The 16,302-nt window shown below is 57.6% G+C and carries 15 protein-coding genes; 12 read left to right on the top strand and 3 right to left on the bottom strand.

Going from position 1 to position 16,302, the window contains the following annotated elements; genetic code table 11:
• Positions 1–189: 189 nt before the first annotated feature.
• Both HMPREF3142_RS19215 and ybiX read left to right on the top strand, forming a co-directional pair.
• Entirely contained in the window at positions 190–2,508 is a 2,319-nt protein-coding gene (locus tag HMPREF3142_RS19215) for a catecholate siderophore receptor Fiu (protein ID WP_416376792.1), read from the top strand.
• Between the two features lie 48 nt (positions 2,509–2,556).
• Positions 2,557–3,234 carry a PKHD-type hydroxylase YbiX gene (gene ybiX, locus HMPREF3142_RS19210; RefSeq protein WP_008807765.1) on the top strand — a complete coding sequence of 226 codons (678 nt, stop codon included), beginning with the start codon at positions 2,557–2,559 and terminating at the stop codon, positions 3,232–3,234.
• A gap of 84 nt (positions 3,235–3,318) precedes the next feature.
• Here the strand turns inward: ybiX and ompW are convergent, their stop codons facing one another.
• Positions 3,319–3,957: an outer membrane protein OmpW gene (gene ompW / locus HMPREF3142_RS19205; RefSeq protein ID WP_012542066.1), complete on the bottom strand. Its 639-nt coding sequence runs from the start codon at positions 3,955–3,957 to the stop codon at positions 3,319–3,321.
• 268 nt (positions 3,958–4,225) lie between these two features.
• On the opposite strand from ompW, the gene HMPREF3142_RS19200 reads away from it, so the two are divergent.
• From HMPREF3142_RS19200 to yciA, 5 genes are all read left to right on the top strand, one after another.
• Complete coding sequence (locus HMPREF3142_RS19200; protein WP_008807763.1) at positions 4,226–4,639, top strand: YkgJ family cysteine cluster protein; 414 nt, start codon at positions 4,226–4,228, stop codon at positions 4,637–4,639.
• Positions 4,640–4,664: 25 nt separating this feature from the next.
• Positions 4,665–5,408, top strand: coding sequence for a YciC family protein (locus tag HMPREF3142_RS19195; protein WP_070612341.1), 744 nt, complete (start codon positions 4,665–4,667; stop codon positions 5,406–5,408).
• Positions 5,409–5,462: 54 nt separating this feature from the next.
• Positions 5,463–6,002: a septation protein A gene (locus tag HMPREF3142_RS19190; protein WP_008807761.1), complete on the top strand. Its 540-nt coding sequence runs from the start codon at positions 5,463–5,465 to the stop codon at positions 6,000–6,002.
• Positions 6,003–6,273: 271 nt separating this feature from the next.
• On the top strand, positions 6,274–8,457 hold the full coding sequence (locus HMPREF3142_RS19185) for a TonB-dependent siderophore receptor (RefSeq protein ID WP_032730986.1): 2,184 nt from the start codon (positions 6,274–6,276) through the stop codon (positions 8,455–8,457).
• Positions 8,458–8,556: 99 nt separating this feature from the next.
• Positions 8,557–8,955 (top strand): acyl-CoA thioester hydrolase YciA, encoded by a 399-nt coding sequence (yciA, locus tag HMPREF3142_RS19180; RefSeq protein ID WP_008807759.1) that lies wholly within the window; start codon positions 8,557–8,559, stop codon positions 8,953–8,955.
• 29 nt (positions 8,956–8,984) lie between these two features.
• Here the strand turns inward: yciA and HMPREF3142_RS19175 are convergent, their stop codons facing one another.
• A complete protein-coding gene (locus HMPREF3142_RS19175) occupies positions 8,985–9,521 on the bottom strand; it encodes a YniB family protein (RefSeq protein ID WP_008807758.1) in 537 nt (178 codons plus the stop codon).
• A gap of 188 nt (positions 9,522–9,709) precedes the next feature.
• On the opposite strand from HMPREF3142_RS19175, the gene hxpB reads away from it, so the two are divergent.
• From hxpB to HMPREF3142_RS19155, 4 genes are all read left to right on the top strand, one after another.
• Complete coding sequence (gene hxpB / locus HMPREF3142_RS19170; RefSeq protein WP_012968454.1) at positions 9,710–10,378, top strand: hexitol phosphatase HxpB; 669 nt, start codon at positions 9,710–9,712, stop codon at positions 10,376–10,378.
• A gap of 149 nt (positions 10,379–10,527) precedes the next feature.
• Positions 10,528–11,289 (top strand): 2-dehydro-3-deoxy-D-gluconate 5-dehydrogenase KduD, encoded by a 762-nt coding sequence (gene kduD / locus HMPREF3142_RS19165; RefSeq protein ID WP_032730134.1) that lies wholly within the window; start codon positions 10,528–10,530, stop codon positions 11,287–11,289.
• Positions 11,290–11,380: 91 nt separating this feature from the next.
• Complete coding sequence (locus HMPREF3142_RS19160; RefSeq protein ID WP_002901611.1) at positions 11,381–11,971, top strand: metal-dependent hydrolase; 591 nt, start codon at positions 11,381–11,383, stop codon at positions 11,969–11,971.
• A 135-nt stretch (positions 11,972–12,106) separates the two neighbouring features.
• Positions 12,107–13,498 carry an L-cystine transporter gene (locus tag HMPREF3142_RS19155; RefSeq protein WP_008807755.1) on the top strand — a complete coding sequence of 464 codons (1,392 nt, stop codon included), beginning with the start codon at positions 12,107–12,109 and terminating at the stop codon, positions 13,496–13,498.
• Positions 13,499–13,555: 57 nt separating this feature from the next.
• On the opposite strand, the gene cedA is transcribed toward HMPREF3142_RS19155, so the two are convergent.
• Entirely contained in the window at positions 13,556–13,795 is a 240-nt protein-coding gene (gene cedA / locus HMPREF3142_RS19150; RefSeq protein WP_004151919.1) for a cell division activator CedA, read from the bottom strand.
• A gap of 205 nt (positions 13,796–14,000) precedes the next feature.
• Here cedA and katE point away from each other — a divergent pair, with 205 nt between their 5' ends.
• Positions 14,001–16,259: a catalase HPII gene (gene katE, locus HMPREF3142_RS19145; RefSeq protein WP_070612339.1), complete on the top strand. Its 2,259-nt coding sequence runs from the start codon at positions 14,001–14,003 to the stop codon at positions 16,257–16,259.
• The last annotated feature ends 43 nt before the right edge of the window (positions 16,260–16,302 follow it).

Genomic DNA, 16,302 nt, shown 5'->3' with positions numbered 1-16,302 from the left:
CTTCATCCCCGCCCTTTTCGTTCAAAATTTATGAACTATGTAAATCGCGATGAAGAAATATGTTTAAACGTCAACATTTCTATGTAAATATTAAGGCGAATGATAACTATTCTTTTTATCATTTATAGAATCACACCGGGTCAGCGCAAGCCAGACGACGAAAAACGTCGCTTTTGCGCGGTGTGGTATGTGCTCATAACAAAAAATAAGCCTGCATTTATCATGGAAAAAAACGCTTCTCTGCCGTTTGGCAGTTTCAACTCATTGGCATTGTTTACGGGTCTGTGTCTGGGGGCCTCACCGGCAACGGGCATCGCAGCGGAAAAATCAGTCAAAAATAGTGAAGAGACGCTGGTGGTGGAAGCCACTCCGCCCTCACTCTACTCTCCCGGCGCCTCCGCCGATCCCAAGTTCAATAAACCGCTGGTCGATACCACCCGCACCATCACCGTGATCCCGGAACAGGTGATTAAAGATCAGGGCGTCACCAACCTGACTGACGCCCTCAAAAACGTCCCCGGCGTCGGGGCGTTTTATGCCGGAGAGAATGGCAGTTCAACCACCGGGGATGCCATCTACATGCGCGGCGTGGATACCTCTAACAGCATCTATGTGGACGGCATCCGCGACATCGGCAGCGTGACGCGCGATACCTTCAACACCCAGCAGGTGGAAGTCATCAAAGGACCCGCCGGCACGGACTATGGCCGCAGCGCGCCCTCAGGATCGATCAATATGATCAGCAAGCAGCCGCGCCTTGACTCCGGGATCGACGGTTCGGCCAGCATCGGCAGCGCCTGGTCGCGTCGGGGAACGCTCGACCTGAACCAGGCGTTTAGCGACAGCGCCGCGTTCCGTCTGAACCTGATGGGGGAAAAAACCCATGACGCCGGTCGGGATAGCATTGAAAACGAACGCTATGGCATCGCGCCGTCGCTGGCCTTCGGCCTCGATACCCCAACTCGTCTGTATCTGAACTATCTGCACGTCCGGCAGAACAACACCCCGGATGGCGGGATCCCCACCGTCGGCCTGCCGGGCTATTCGGCGCCTTCGCCGAAGTATGCCGCGCTCAACTCCGCCGGTAAGGTCGATACCAGCAATTTCTATGGCACCGACTCCGATTATGATAAATCCACCACCGACAGCGGCACTCTGCGCTTCGAGCACGATCTGACGGACAATACCCCCGTGCGCAATCCCACCCGCTGGTCGCGGGTGAAACAGGAGTATCTTTTGACCGCGGTGATGGGCGGCGCGAGCAATATCACCGCCCCCGATATCAATGACGTCAACACCTGGAGCTGGTCGCGTCTGGTTAATACCAAAGATGTCAGCAACCGCATTCTGACCAACCAGACCAATATCACCTCGACCTTCAATACCGGCTCGATAGGCCATGACGTCAGCGCCGGCGTGGAGTTTACCCGGGAAAACCAGACCAACTATGGCGTGAACGCCATGACCGCGCCGGCGGTGAATCTCTACCATCCGGTGAGCAACCTGTCGATTGGCGGGCTGGACAGAAACGGGGCGAATGCCAACGGCCAGACTGATACCTTCGGGATTTATGCCTTCGATACGCTGACGCTGACCGAACGGATTGAGGTCAACGGCGGGCTACGTCTCGACAATTATCATACTAAATATGACAGCGCCACCGCCTGCGGCGGCAGCGGACGCGGGGCTATCGCCTGCCCGCCCGGCCAGTCGACGGGCAGCCCGGTCACCACCGTGGATACCGCCAAATCCGGCAATCTGGTTAACTGGAAAGCCGGGGCACTGTACCGCTTAACCGAGCAGGGCAATGTCTACGTCAACTACGCCATCTCACAGCAGCCGCCGGGGGGCAGCAGTTTCGCCCTGGCCGCCAGCGGTAGCGGCAACAGCGCCAACCGAACCGACTTTAAGCCACAGAAGGCGAAATCCAGCGAGCTGGGCACCAAGTGGCAAATCTTCGACAACCGTCTGCTGCTCAGCGCGGCGTTATTCCGTACCGATATTGAAAACGAAGTGGCCGCCAACGATGACGGAACCTGGTCGCAGTACGGCAAAAAGCGCGTGGAGGGGTATGAACTCTCCGCAACCGGAAACCTGACCCCGGACTGGACGATCATCGCCGGCTACACGCAGCAGCATGCGACAGTGACGGAGGGACAGAACGTAGCGCAGGATGGATCTTCCGCCCTGGCCTACACCCCGAAACATGCCTTTACGCTGTGGACGCAGTATCAGGCCACCAGCGATCTGTCCGTCGGCGGCGGTGTGCGCTATGTCGGAAGCCTGCGCCGGGGCAGCGATGGCGCGGTCGGTACCCCGGATCACACCGAGGGCTACTGGGTCGCCGACGCCAAACTGGGCTATCGGGTCAACAGCAACCTCGATCTGCAGCTCAATATGTACAACCTGTTTGATACCGATTACGTGGCCTCCATCAACAAGAGCGGCTATCGCTATCATCCGGGCGAACCCCGTACCTTTATGCTGACGGCGAACGTCCACTTCTGAGTCTGTGCGTGGGGCCGTTGCGCCCCACCTTTTAGAGAGAACACCGCGATGATGTATCACATTCCTGACGTGCTATCGGCAGACCAGGTGGCGGAATTTACCCGGCAGCTGGCGCAGGCCGAGTGGGTCGACGGACGGGTTACGGTGGGCAGCCAGGGGGCGGCCGTCAAACAGAACCAGCAGATCGATACCCGTACGCCGCTGTATGCCCGCCTGCAAGCCGCCGTGCTCGACGCGCTGCGCGGCCACCCGCAGTTTTTTTCCGCCGCGCTGCCGCGGACGATTTCCGCACCGTTGTTTAACCGCTATGGGCCAGGGGAGACCTACGGTTTTCATGTCGATGGCGCCGTTCGCCAGAACGGCGAGGCGGGCTGGATGCGCACTGACCTGTCAGCGACGCTGTTTCTTTGCGAGCCGGAGAGCTATGAGGGCGGTGAACTGGTGATTGAAGACACCTATGGCCAGCACCGGGTGAAGCTCCCGGCCGGGCATCTGGTGCTCTATCCCGCCAGCAGCCTGCACTGCGTCACCCCGGTTACCCGCGGCGTACGTCAGGCCTCTTTCCTGTGGATCCAGTCGATGGTCCGCGACGATAAGCAGCGCGCGATGCTTTACGACCTGGACCGCACCATCCAGTCTCTGAAGGCCCGCTTTGGCGACGGAGAAGAGGTCCTCTCCCTGCTCAACATGTATCACAACCTACTGCGCCAGTGGACGGAAGTGTGATCCGCTATCGATGGCGAAGGCTTGCGGCAGACAGGTGTGACGTGACAATGAACTGGCCATCCGTTGGCCAGTTTTCAGCAGGATTTAAAATCGATAACCCGCGGAGAACATAAACACCCACGGATCCAGACGGGTGCTGACTTTCTGGTCCACGCCGCCGGCTTTGAATTTCACATCGGTATCGATATCCATGTACCACACCGACATATTCAGCAGCCAGTCACGGTTAATCAGATAATCGAGGCCGACCTGCCCCGCCGCGCCCCAGGAGTCCTTCAGGCTCAGATCGGAAAGCCCGGCCGCCTTGCCGGTATCGTTAAAGTCTTCATTAAAGAAGGTGGTGTAGTTAATACCCGCCCCCACGTACGGGCGCACCTTGCTTTGCGCATCGCCAAAGTACCACTGCGCCATCAGGGTGGGTGGCAACTGATGGACGGTGGCGATAGTCCCGGTTGGCCCGGTGCCGACCTTATGGCGGAACGGCGTTGCCGCCAGCAGCTCCACGCCAATGTTATCGGTGGCCATATAGGTAAAGGTTAAACCCAGTTGGGTGTTGTTACTGACATTGAAACTGCCAAGGCTGCCTAACACATTGTCAGAGCCCTCCGTCGGTCGGACGGTGGCGGTCCCGGCACGAATGAAAAATTCACCCGCTTCATGCGCCCAGACGCTGCCGGTGGAAAGCGTGCTAAGAATTAATGCCGCCGCTGCTAACTTCTTCATATCCACTTCCTCATTATGGTTTTTCAGCGCGGCCAAATATACCTATAACGAGTTACGTTTGATCTGTTTTAGATCACACTAAAACCTTAGATTTAACATTTATTGATCCAGATTAATTTTTGCTACCGATCGAAACACCCTGAATCCTTCTCACATCAATTTTCACTTTTCGCGAAATAAATATTTCTCCCCCTCTTGCCGCCGCAAAAGCGGCTGGATAAGTTAACTGCCGACAATCTGTGTTGATGCGTTTTTTTCAGGTGTAATTATGAGTGAAATCAACCCGTGCATGACGTGCGGTGCCTGTTGTGCGTATTTTCGTGTCTCTTTCTACTGGGCGGAAGCCGACGACGCGGGTGGCCTGGTGCCTTCCGCGCTGACCGAGCCGCTGACCCCTTTCCTGCGCTGCATGAGCGGCACCAACCAGCGCCAGAGCCGCTGCGCGGCGCTGTCAGGCGACATCGGTGACGCCGTCCACTGCACTATTTATGAAAACCGTCCCTCGCCGTGCCGCGAATTCGCCATGTCCGGTGAGAATGGTGAGGAAAATGACGCCTGCAACCGGGCGCGGGCGCGCTATGGCCTACCGCCATTGCGGCCTCTTTACAAAGATATACCTGCCCTGAATGGTGCAGAGAGTGCTACGAGGGAACGATTTGCGGTACAATCGCCGGCTAGTTAACACCTGCGACACTCAAGGAGAATGCATGTCTATCACGGCGAAGTCCGTCTACCGTGACACCGGGAATTTTTTTCGTAATCAGTTCATTACCATTTTGCTGATTGCGCTGTTGTGCGCGTTTATTACGGTAGTACTTGGCCATGCCTTTTCACCCAGTGACGAGCAGCTGTCGATACTCAGCGAAGGCGATAACCTCGCCGGTAGCGCCGGGCTGTTTGAGCTGGTGCAGAACATGACGCCGGAGCAGCAGCAGGTTCTGCTGCGCGCCTCGGCGGCATCAACCTTCTCGGGTCTGGTGGGCAATGCGATCCTCGCCGGCGGCGTTCTGCTGCTGATCCAGCTGGTCTCCGCCGGTCATCGCGTTAGCGCCCTGCGTGCCATCGGCGCCTCAGCCCCGGTGCTGCCGAAGCTGCTGCTGTTGATCCTCTTCACTACCTTCCTGGTGCAGATGGGGATGATGCTGGTCCTGGTGCCCGGCGTGCTGCTGGCCATCGTGCTGGCCTTTGCGCCGATCATGCTGGTGCAGGACAAAATAGGTATCCTCAGCGCCATGCGCAGCAGCATGCGTCTGGCGTGGGCCAATCTGCGACTGGTGGCGCCGGCTATCATTGGCTGGCTGGTGGCAAAAACCCTGCTGTTACTGTTCGCTTCCAGCTTTGCTGTCCTGACGCCAAACGTCGGCGCGGTGGTCATCAATACCATCAGCAACATGATATCCGCCCTGTTGCTGATCTATTTATTCCGCGTGTATATGCTTATCCGCAACTAATCTTAACCAGGATCGGGGTCTTCCCCGGTCCGTCCTGAAAGACGGGATCGATGTATGAAGCAGTTTCTGGATTTTTTACCGCTGGTGGTCTTCTTTGCCTTCTATAAGCTTTACGATATCTACGCCGCCACCACCGCGCTGATCGTCGCGACCGCTATCGTGCTGATCTACAGCTGGGTACGCTACCGTAAAGTCGAAAAAATGGCGCTGATCACCTTTGTGCTGGTGGCCGTCTTTGGCGGGTTAACCCTCTTCTTCCACAATGATGAGTTTATTAAATGGAAGGTGACGGTGATTTATGCCCTGTTCGCCGGCGCGCTGCTGTTCAGCCAGTGGGTGATGAAAAAGCCGTTGATCCAGCGCATGCTGGGCAAAGAACTGGCCCTGCCTCAGCAGGTCTGGTCGCGGCTTAACCTGGCCTGGGCGGTGTTCTTTATCCTTTGCGGGCTGGCCAATATCTATATCGCCTTCTGGCTGCCGCAGAATATCTGGGTGAACTTCAAGGTCTTTGGCTTAACCGCCCTCACGCTGGTCTTTACCCTGCTGAGCGGGATCTACATCTACCGCCATATGCCGCAGGACGACCACCACTAACTCCTCCGCCGGCGCGCCATCGCGCGCCGCGCGCGCCCCCTATAATCTCACTGCGCTGGCAAACATTCCCTGCAACCACACAACCTCAGCGCATACGCTGACAGCTTCCTGGCCACACTGTGCAGGCTCTCTTCACGATTTCTCTCAACTGCATAAAAAGTTGCGGTAATTGTGAGGATTTTATGGAGATTCATCTCGTTACATTGTAATGATAATGGTTATCATTAATATTCTCGATCTCATTTTGCATTGCTTTGAAAAGGATATTTACATGAGATCGCCGCAATATTCTGTCCCCACGACCCTGGCGCTGGTCATATCCAGTCTCCTCGCCCCTAACGCCTTTGCTGAAGAATCAGAACAAGATACCGAAACGATGATTGTGCGCAGTACGGCGGAAGAGGTGCTTAAGCAACAGCCCGGGGTGTCGATTATCACGGCAGATGATATTGCTAAGCAGCCGCCGGTCAACGATCTCTCAGACATCATCCGTAAAATGCCCGGGGTGAACTTGACCGGCAACAGCGCCAGCGGCAGTCGGGGCAACAACCGCCAGATTGATATCCGTGGCATGGGGCCGGAGAACACCCTGATCCTGATAGATGGGGTACCGGTCACGTCACGTAACGCGGTTCGCTATAGCTGGCGCGGTGAACGCGATACCCGGGGCGACAGCAACTGGGTACCTGCAGAGATGGTCGAACGGATTGAAGTTCTCCGCGGTCCGGCAGCCGCGCGCTATGGTTCCGGCGCGGCGGGCGGAGTGGTCAATATCATTACCAAACGCCCGACCAACAACTGGCACGGTTCGCTGTCTTTCTTTACCAACCAGCCGGAAAACAACAAGGAAGGCACGACCAATCGCGCTAACTTCAATCTCAGCGGCCCACTGGCCGGCGAAGCGCTGACGATGCGCCTGTATGGCAATATCAATAAAACGGAACCCGACGCCTGGGATATTAACCATGCGCAAAACGGCTCTTACGCTGCGGGGCGCGAAGGGGTACGCAATAAAGATATTAACGCCTTGCTGTCATGGAAAATGACCCCGCAACAGATCCTCGATTTCAGCTATGCCTATAGTCGTCAGGGGAATATCTATGCTGGTGATACCCAGTACAGCAACGGCAATCTTAGCCCGAACGGGCTGGTGGACTCCCTGTACGGCCACGAAACTAATCGCCTCTATCGCCAGTCCTGGGGACTGACCTACAACGGTCTATGGGATTGGGGCCAGTCCAAAGCCGGTGTTTACTACGAGAAAACCAACAATACCCGCCTGCAGGAAGGCTCCACCGGCCGCGTCGAGGGCATGATCAACAGTGAGGATTATGCCACCAGCCGTCTGGAATCCTGGCGTACTACCTCGGAATTCAATGTGCCTTTCTTCTGGCTGGCGGACCAGACGCTGACGCTGGGAATGGAATGGAACCATGATCAGCTCGACGACCCGGCATCAATGCAGGCCACTAACAGCAACGGCGAGACTATCCCTGGGACCTCGGGCGACCCTACGCAACGTAGTACCAAAAACAGCGCCACCCTCACCGGTATCTATCTGGAAGATAATATCGAAGCCGTGCCTGGCACCAACCTGATCCCCGGCATCCGCTTCGATTATCATAATCAGTTTGGCAGCAACTGGAGCCCAAGCCTCAATCTGTCTCAGGCGCTGAGCGATATGTTCACGCTGAAGGCCGGTATCGCGCGCGTGTTTAAAGCGCCTAACCTCTATCAATCCAGTGAAGGCTATTTGCTCTCCACCCGCGGCAACGGTTGTCCGAACACTATCGCTGAAGGCAGCTGCTATCTGCTGGGCAACCCTGACCTCGATCCGGAGATCAGTATTAACAAAGAGATCGGTATCGAATTCAACCTTAATGGTTACGCTGCCGGGGTTACCTGGTTCCGCAACGATTACAAAAACAAAATCGTCTCCGGAACCGAGGTGCTGGGCTATACCTCCAGCGGCAATAATATTCTGCAGTGGCAGAACGGCGGCAAAGCCGTGGTCGAGGGGCTGGAAGGAAATCTGCTGATCCCGGTGCTGAGAGATGTCCTCAGCTGGCGGACCAATGCCACCTGGATGCTCAAATCTGAAAGTAAAGAGACTGGCAACCCGCTGTCGGTTATCCCGAAATATACCGTTAACACGATGCTCGACTGGCAGGTAAACGACGCCCTGTCTGCGAATGTGAACTGGACGCTTTATGGCCGTCAGAAGCCGCGTCAGTATGCGGAGATCCGCAACGAAACCGGGACCCTTGCCACCACCGAGGTTGGCGCCTATTCCATCGTGGGTATTGGTACTCAGTATCAGCTAAACCGGGATATTCGCCTGAATGCCGGAATAAGTAATCTATTTGATAAACAACTGTATCGCGAAAACGCCGGCGCCTCGACCTACAATGAGCCTGGCCGCGCGTATTATGCCGGCGTTACCCTCTCCTTCTGAAGTGCCGCGCCCGCCTCTGCGGGCGCTTTCCCCTATTCTCTCCGCCCCGTTTTCATAGTAGCATCCCGCTGATCGTCTTTGACCACAACAGAGTAGAGCATGACAACTACAGATCTTGCCCCGAAGGGCGAAATGGTTTTACGCACCCTGGCAATGCCGGCGGATACCAATGCCAACGGGGATATTTTTGGCGGCTGGCTGATGTCGCAGATGGATATCGGGGGCGCCATCATGGCCAAAGAGATCGCTCAGGGTCGCGTGGTGACCGTGCGCGTGGATGGGATGACCTTTTTACGCCCGGTCGCCGTCGGCGACGTGGTGTGCTGCTACGCCCGCTGCGTGAAGCGCGGCAACACCTCGGTGACGATTAACATCGAAGTGTGGGTGAAAAAAGTCTCTTCTGAACCGATTGGCCAGCGCTATAAGGCGACGGAAGCGCTGTTTATCTACGTTGCCGTCGATAATCAGGGTAAACCGCGGGCTCTGCCGGCAGAATAAGATGGTGCCCGGCTAACCGGGCACCTGGCTTACAGAAAGCCCAGCAGCGAGAAGAAGAAGTAGCCGATAATAATCACGATCACCGGCAGCACATACAGCGGGAAATATTGCACCAGGATGGTATGGCGCGGTACCACGATCCGCTCAGCGAGCTGCTCACGGGATAACCCTTCTGCGCCTTTGGCCTGCTCGAGGATCAGCTGATCCTCAATCCCCTCGCGAAGAAATTTCGCCTGCCTCGCCATCCGCGCGCCGGAGGCCTGCAGCGCCATGCCGACAAACACCAGAATGAAGATGATCCAGAAGCCGATGTTCAGGCTGTGGTGGAAATCCGGCAGCGGCGAGTTGTACCAGAAAAAGTTCAGGAACGGCGTGTTAAAGCGCATCATCTCAATCATGACATGCGCAAAATCCATCATTACCGCGTCAATGCCGGGTTTCTTTTCACTGTGCTCATACATAAATTTGAGCACAGAAATCAGCGTCGACAGCACGGCGGGAATAAAGATAACCCATCCCAAAATGCGTTTGATAACCGCTATGCGTCCAGCTTGTTGGTACGTCATGAGTTCCCCTTGTTAAAGACGCGTTGGTGATTCGCCTGCCGCCTGTTGCGTGGCGCAGGCGCTCCTCGCTTACCCGAATGTGTCGGGTATAAGTCTATCTTCCACGGCGAATTTCGCCCAATAACGCGCGGTATGATATACCATGAATGCCGATTCGTTTATCTGATTACGCAACAGGAGAAGGACATATGTCAGCGAAGCGCCGCATTGAGGCCGCGATTTTTGATATGGACGGGTTGCTGATTGACTCTGAGCCGCTCTGGGATCAGGCGGAGGTCGAGGTCATGGAAAGCCTGGGGGTGGATACCCGCCGCCGCGATGAACTGCCCGACCTGCTTGGTCTGCGAATCGACCTGGTGGTGGATCTGTGGTATGCCCAGCAGCCGTGGCACGGCGTCGATCGCGCAGAAGCCACCGCGCGCATTATCCGTCGCGCCATCGAGCTGGTGGAAGCCTCACGCCCGCTGCTACCGGGCGTACGCGAGGCGGTGGCCCTGTGTAAAGCGCAGGGCTTAAAGGTGGGGCTGGCCTCGGCCTCGCCGCTGGTGATGCTGGAGAAAGTGCTCAACATGTTCGAACTGCGCGACCAGTTTGATGCGCTCGCCTCCGCGGAACATCTGCCCTGGAGCAAACCGCACCCGCAGGTATACCTCAACTGCGCCGCTGCCCTGGGAGTCGACCCGCAGCGCTGCGTCGCGCTGGAGGATTCGGTCAACGGCATGATCGCCAGCAAAGCCGCGCGCATGCGCGCTATCGTGGTACCGGAAGCGGAGAACAGCCGCGACCCGCGCTTCGTGCTGGCGGACGTCAAGCTCCCGTCACTGCAGGCCCTGACTGCCGAAGCCCTGCTCGGGTAAGGACGCTGGCGGGTGACGCGATCGCTGTCACGCCGCCGGCAATGAAATCAAAACGTCGTTTCATTTTTATTGTAATTTTGTTTTCCTGCCTCTATGCTGGTCACAGGTGGCGTCATCGTACGCCTGAAGATCAGCTGACAGAGGTGAATATGGTACTGAACGCCTTCGACCTGACGGGTAAGGTCGCCATCGTGACCGGTTGCGATACCGGACTGGGACAGGGAATGACGCTGGGCCTGGCGCAGGCCGGGTGCGATATCGTCGGCATCAACCGTAAAATTCCCCATGACACGGCAGCACAGGTTCAGGCGCTGGGTCGCCGCTTTCATGCCATTCAGGCGGATCTCAGCCTTCAGGATGAGATGAGCGTGCTGGTCGACCAGGCGGTCGCGGCGATGGGTCGGGTCGATATTCTGGTCAATAACGCCGGGATTATCCGCCGCCATGATGCCCTGACCTTCACGGAAAGCGACTGGGACGCGGTGATCGATCTGAATCTCAAAGCGGTTTTCTTTCTCAGCCAGGCGGTCGCCAGGCAGTTCATTCGCCAGGGCGATGGCGGAAAAATCATTAACATCGCCTCGATGCTCTCGTTTCAGGGTGGGATCCGCGTCCCCTCCTACACCGCCTCGAAAAGCGGCGTGCTGGGTTTGACCCGTCTGCTGGCCAACGAATGGGCCGGCCAACGCATCAACGTCAACGCCATTGCGCCAGGATATATGGCCACCAATAACACCCAGGCGCTGCGCGAAGATGAAGAACGTAACCAGGCGATCCTCGAGCGCATTCCCGCCGGTCGCTGGGGAGAACCCAAAGACCTGCAGGGGCCGGTGGTGTTTCTCGCCTCGGCCGCCGCCGACTATATTAACGGCTATACCCTGGCCGTCGATGGCGGGTGGCTGGCACGCTGAGAATTTGTGACAAAGAGTTACACCGTCACCTCTTCCGTACACTGTATAAAAACCCTATACTGTATGAATCGACAGTTTAGGGTGTGTTATCATGACGGCGGAAGGCCATCTCTTCTTTTCAATCGCCTGCGCAGTATTTGCCAAAAACGCAGAGTTAACGCCGGTGCTGGCGCAGGGCGACTGGTGGCATATTGTGCCCTCTGCGGTATTGACCTGCCTGCTGCCGGATATCGATCACCCTAAGTCGTTTCTCGGCCAGCGGCTGAGCTGGATCTCAAAGCCCGTGGCGCGGGCCTTTGGCCACCGCGGCTTTACCCACAGCCTGCTGGCCGTCTTTGGCGCGCTGACGCTATTCTACCTCAAGGTGCCTGACAGCTGGATTGTCCCGGCGGACGCCCTCCAGGGGCTGGTGCTGGGCTATCTCAGCCACATCCTCGCCGATATGCTCACCCCCGCCGGGGTGCCGCTGCTGTGGCCCTGCCGCTGGCGCTTCCGGCTGCCGATCCTCGCGCCGCGCAAGGGTAACCAACTGGAGCGCGCTTTATGCATGGCGCTGTTCGTCTATGCCGTCTGGATGCCGCAGACGCTGGCGGACAACAGCGCAATACGCTGGTCTTCCGGAGTGATCAATTCCCTGCAAATCACCTTCAATCGCTTCATTAGTCATCAGAGTGGCCGATAAACCGCCGGAAAACACCATTTGGTTATAACCCATTCCATTTGAATATAAGTCCTTGATAACGCCTTCTGCTAACCTTGCCGTCATAAGAGCTGGTTATCCACCAGCCCAGGTTATAAAAATATCAGGAGAACGGGGATGAACTTTCCATTAATAGCGAACGTAGTCGTGTTCGCCGTATTACTGTTTGCGCTGGGGCAAACTCGCCATAAACAGTGGAGCCTGGCCAGGAAAGTGCTGGTTGGTCTGGCCATTGGTGTGGTCTTTGGTCTGGCGCTGCAGCTGATCTACGGGTCTGACAGCCAGGTGCTGAAGGATTCCATCCAGTGGTTCAATATCGTCGGTAATGGCTATGTCCAGCTGCTGCAAATGATTGTGATGCCGCTGGTCTTCGCCTCGATCCTGAGCGCGGTGGCCAGGCTGCATAATGCCTCTCAGCTGGGAAAAATCAGCTTCCTGAGCATCGGCACTCTGCTGTTCACCACGCTTATCGCCGCGCTGGTTGGCGTGCTGGTGACCAATATGTTCGGCCTCACCGCCGAGGGTCTGGTCCAGGGCAGCGCAGAAACCGCCCGTCTGAACGCCATCCAGAGCAACTATGTGGGGAAAGTGGCCGATCTTAGCGTACCGCAGCTGATCCTTTCCTTTGTGCCGAAGAACCCGTTTGCTGACCTGACCGGGGCTAACCCGACCTCCATCATCAGTATCGTCATTTTCTCGGCATTCCTCGGCGTGGCAGCGCTTAAGCTGCTGAAAGAGGATGTGGAAAAAGGCCAGCGCGTGCTGACGGCCATCGATACCCTGCAGGGTTGGGTGATGAAGCTGGTTCGTCTGGTGATGCAGTTGACCCCTTACGGCGTACTGGCCCTGATGACCAAAGTGGTTGCCGGGTCGAATCTGCAGGACATCATCAAACTTGGCGGCTTCGTGGTAGCTTCGTACATTGCGCTGGGCATTATGTTTGTCGTCCACGGCCTGCTGCTGGCGATTAACGGCATCAGCCCGCTGAAGTACTTCCGTAAAGTCTGGCCGGTGATCACCTTCGCCTTCACCAGCCGCTCCAGCGCCGCGTCGATTCCGCTGAACGTGGAAGCGCAGACCCGACGCCTGGGCGTACCGGAGTCAATTGCCAGCTTCTCCGCCTCCTTTGGCGCCACCATCGGTCAGAACGGCTGCGCCGGTATCTACCCGGCCATGCTGGCAGTCATGGTCGCGCCGACCGTGGGCATTAACCCGCTGGATCCGATGTGGATTGCCACCCTCGTGGGCATCGTCACCGTCAGCTCGGCGGGCGTCGCCGGGGTGGGCGGCGGGGCCACCTTCGCCGCGCTAATCGTTCTGCCGGCGATGGGCCTGCCGGTGACCCTGGTAGCGCTGCTGATCTCCGTCGAACCGCTGATCGACATGGGGCGTACCGCGCTGAACGTTAACGGCTCAATGACCGCCGGGACCCTGACCAGCCAGTGGCTGCGCCAGACCGACAAGTCGATTTTCGATAGCGAAGAAGAGGCCGAGCTGGCGCATCGCTAAACGGTAAGCACAAAAAAACCGCTGATTATCAGCGGTTTTTTTATTTCTGCAGCAGACTCAGGCTTCAATCTCACCTTCCTGACGCACCTGGTTAGCCCAGCGCTGGGCCGACTCCGGCACGCTGAACGCTGGCGAGCGGCGAAAATGCTCCCCCATCAGCAGAAAGGCGACATACTTCCCGCGCAAAATCCAGACATCGCGAAAATGGTCCATTTTCACGGCATGTTCCGGAGGCGCAGGCTCCACGCGCGGCACGTAGCTAATGACAGGGCGATTTTGTTGGCGCAATGGTTTCATAACAAATGGATTCACTAAACAGAGCGGGAAACAGAAACCTCTATCATAGCCGATTGTGGGCCCGTTCGTCGCCCCCCTGCCGCCGATGCGCATTTTAGGATAACTCCCTGCCCCTGCGCCGAGCGCAGGCAGCGTAATGTTCTATAGTTAGAAGGGTTTTGGTTTATCAACGACCACTTTTAGCAATGAAAGCAGGAGACGAGTAATGTCTGATAAGCACCCAAACCCTCACCACCAGCAGGCACCGGTCCACGACAGCGAGGAAGCGAAACCGGGGCTCGACTCGCTGGCGCCGGATGACCAGGAGTGGCGCCCCACGCCGAAACCCACCGCCCCAGGCGCCGAACCGACCGCCCCCGGCAGCCTGAAAGTGCCTGATACCCACAGCAGCAAACTTGACGCCCTGGAGCCGCAGCGTAAAGGCGGAGAAGACTATCCGCTGACCACCAACCAGGGCGTACGTATTGCCGACGATCAGAATTCGCTACGCGCCGGCGCCCGCGGCCCAACGCTGCTGGAAGATTTCATTCTGCGGGAGAAGATTACCCACTTTGACCATGAGCGAATTCCGGAGCGTATCGTTCATGCCCGCGGCTCTGCCGCCCACGGTTACTTCCAGCCCTACAAAAGCCTGACAGCGTTGACCAAAGCCGATTTTCTCTCGGCAGCCGATAAGATCACCCCGGTCTTTGTGCGCTTCTCCACCGTGCAGGGCGGCGCGGGGTCGGCGGACACCGTCCGCGATATTCGCGGCTTCGCTACCAAGTTTTACACTGACGAAGGGATTTTTGACCTGGTCGGCAACAACACACCGGTCTTCTTCATCCAGGACGCGATAAAGTTCCCCGATTTTGTCCACGCCGTGAAGCCTGAGCCCCACTGGGCCATCCCGCAGGGACAGAGCGCCCACGATACTTTCTGGGACTATGTCTCCCTGCAACCGGAAACGCTGCACAATGTGATGTGGGCGATGTCGGATCGCGGCATCCCGCGCAGCTATCGCACCATGGAAGGCTTTGGGATCCACACTTTCCGTCTGATCAACGCCGAGGGCAAAGCCACCTTCGTTCGCTTCCACTGGAAACCGGTGGCCGGCAAGGCGTCGCTGGTGTGGGATGAAGCGCAGAAGCTGACCGGCCGCGACCCTGATTTTCATCGCCGCGACCTGTGGGAGGCCATCGAAGCCGGGGACTACCCGGAATTTGAGCTTGGCCTGCAGCTCATCCCCGAGGAGAACGAGTTTGATTTTGACTTCGATCTGCTCGATCCCACCAAGCTGATCCCCGAGGCGCTGGTGCCGGTCTTACGGGTTGGCAAGATGGTTCTCAACCGCAATCCGGACAACTTCTTTGCCGAAAACGAACAGGCGGCCTTTCATCCCGGGCATATCGTACCGGGCATTGATTTCAGCAACGATCCGCTGCTGCAGGGGCGCCTCTTCTCTTACACCGACACGCAAATTAGCCGCCTGGGTGGGCCGAACTTCCATGAAATCCCCATCAACCGTCCAACCTGCCCGTATCACAATTTCCAGCGCGACGGGATGCACCGGATGGACATTGACACCAATCCGGCCAACTACGAGCCCAACTCCATTAACGACAACTGGCCGCGCGAGACGCCGCCAGCGGCCAAACGCGGCGGCTTTGAGTCCCTCGCCGAGCGCGTCGACGGCGAAAAAATCCGCCAGCGCAGCCCTTCGTTCGGCGAATATTACGCCCAGCCGCGTCTGTTCTGGCTGAGCCAGACGCCGATTGAGCAGCAGCATATTATCGATGGTTTCAGCTTCGAACTCAGCAAAGTGGTCCGCACCTGGATCCGCGAGCGGGTGGTCGATCATCTGGCCCACATTGATACTAAGCTGGCGGAAGCGGTCGGGGCGAACTTAGGTATCGAACTGAGCGACGATCAGCGTAACATTACCCTGCCCTCCCCGGTCAACGGCGTGGAGAAAGACCCCAGCCTCAGCCTCTACGCCGACGCCGAAGGGGATGTGAAAGGCCGTGTAGTGGCAGTCCTGCTCAACGAACGCACCTCGGCGCAGGATCTGGTCCATCTTCTGCAGGCGCTGCAGGCCCAGGGCGTGCACAGCAAGCTGCTCTACTCGCGGATGGGCGAAGTCATCGCCGACGATGGCTCTCCCCTGCCGATCGCCGGCACCTTCGCCGGTTCCCCATCGCTGACGGTGGATGCGGTAGTGGTGCCTGGCGGCGACCTCAGCGCCCTGAGCCAGAGCGGCGACGCGCGCTATTACCTGCTGGAAGCCTATAAGCATCTGAAGCCGATTCTGTTGGCAGGGGATGCGCGGCAGCTGACGTCCGTTCTGCAGGTCCCAGCCCAGGGTGAAGAGGGGGTCATCGTCACCGATGCTCTCGACACGCCAGCGGCGGACACACTGCTCGCCCTGATGACGGCGCATCGCGTGTGGTCGAGAAGTCCAAAAATCGCCGCTATTCCGGCGTAGTAAAAAGCCCGGCACACGGTGCCGGGCTTGATTCACTTTCCCT

Origin of the sequence: Klebsiella sp. HMSC16C06 (genome assembly GCF_001808325.1) — a bacterium.
GTDB lineage: Bacteria > Pseudomonadota > Gammaproteobacteria > Enterobacterales > Enterobacteriaceae > Klebsiella > Klebsiella variicola.
This window is presented reverse-complemented; position numbering and strand designations above follow the sequence as displayed.

Bases quoted from the DNA above. Each gene is read 5' to 3' on its own strand.
- HMPREF3142_RS19155 (WP_008807755.1), top strand. From the start codon at position 12,107: ATGAACTTTCCATTAATAGCGAACGTAGTCGTGTTCGCCGTATTACTG.
- HMPREF3142_RS19185 (WP_032730986.1), top strand. From the start codon at position 6,274: ATGAGATCGCCGCAATATTCTGTCCCCACGACCCTGGCGCTGGTCATA.
- katE (WP_070612339.1), top strand. From the start codon at position 14,001: ATGTCTGATAAGCACCCAAACCCTCACCACCAGCAGGCACCGGTCCAC.
- HMPREF3142_RS19160 (WP_002901611.1), top strand. From the start codon at position 11,381: ATGACGGCGGAAGGCCATCTCTTCTTTTCAATCGCCTGCGCAGTATTT.
- ompW (WP_012542066.1), bottom strand. From the start codon at position 3,957: ATGAAGAAGTTAGCAGCGGCGGCATTAATTCTTAGCACGCTTTCCACC.
- HMPREF3142_RS19200 (WP_008807763.1), top strand. From the start codon at position 4,226: ATGAGTGAAATCAACCCGTGCATGACGTGCGGTGCCTGTTGTGCGTAT.
- HMPREF3142_RS19195 (WP_070612341.1), top strand. From the start codon at position 4,665: ATGTCTATCACGGCGAAGTCCGTCTACCGTGACACCGGGAATTTTTTT.
- HMPREF3142_RS19175 (WP_008807758.1), bottom strand. From the start codon at position 9,521: ATGACGTACCAACAAGCTGGACGCATAGCGGTTATCAAACGCATTTTG.
- kduD (WP_032730134.1), top strand. From the start codon at position 10,528: ATGGTACTGAACGCCTTCGACCTGACGGGTAAGGTCGCCATCGTGACC.
- ybiX (WP_008807765.1), top strand. From the start codon at position 2,557: ATGATGTATCACATTCCTGACGTGCTATCGGCAGACCAGGTGGCGGAA.
- hxpB (WP_012968454.1), top strand. From the start codon at position 9,710: ATGTCAGCGAAGCGCCGCATTGAGGCCGCGATTTTTGATATGGACGGG.
- yciA (WP_008807759.1), top strand. From the start codon at position 8,557: ATGACAACTACAGATCTTGCCCCGAAGGGCGAAATGGTTTTACGCACC.
- cedA (WP_004151919.1), bottom strand. From the start codon at position 13,795: ATGAAACCATTGCGCCAACAAAATCGCCCTGTCATTAGCTACGTGCCG.
- HMPREF3142_RS19190 (WP_008807761.1), top strand. From the start codon at position 5,463: ATGAAGCAGTTTCTGGATTTTTTACCGCTGGTGGTCTTCTTTGCCTTC.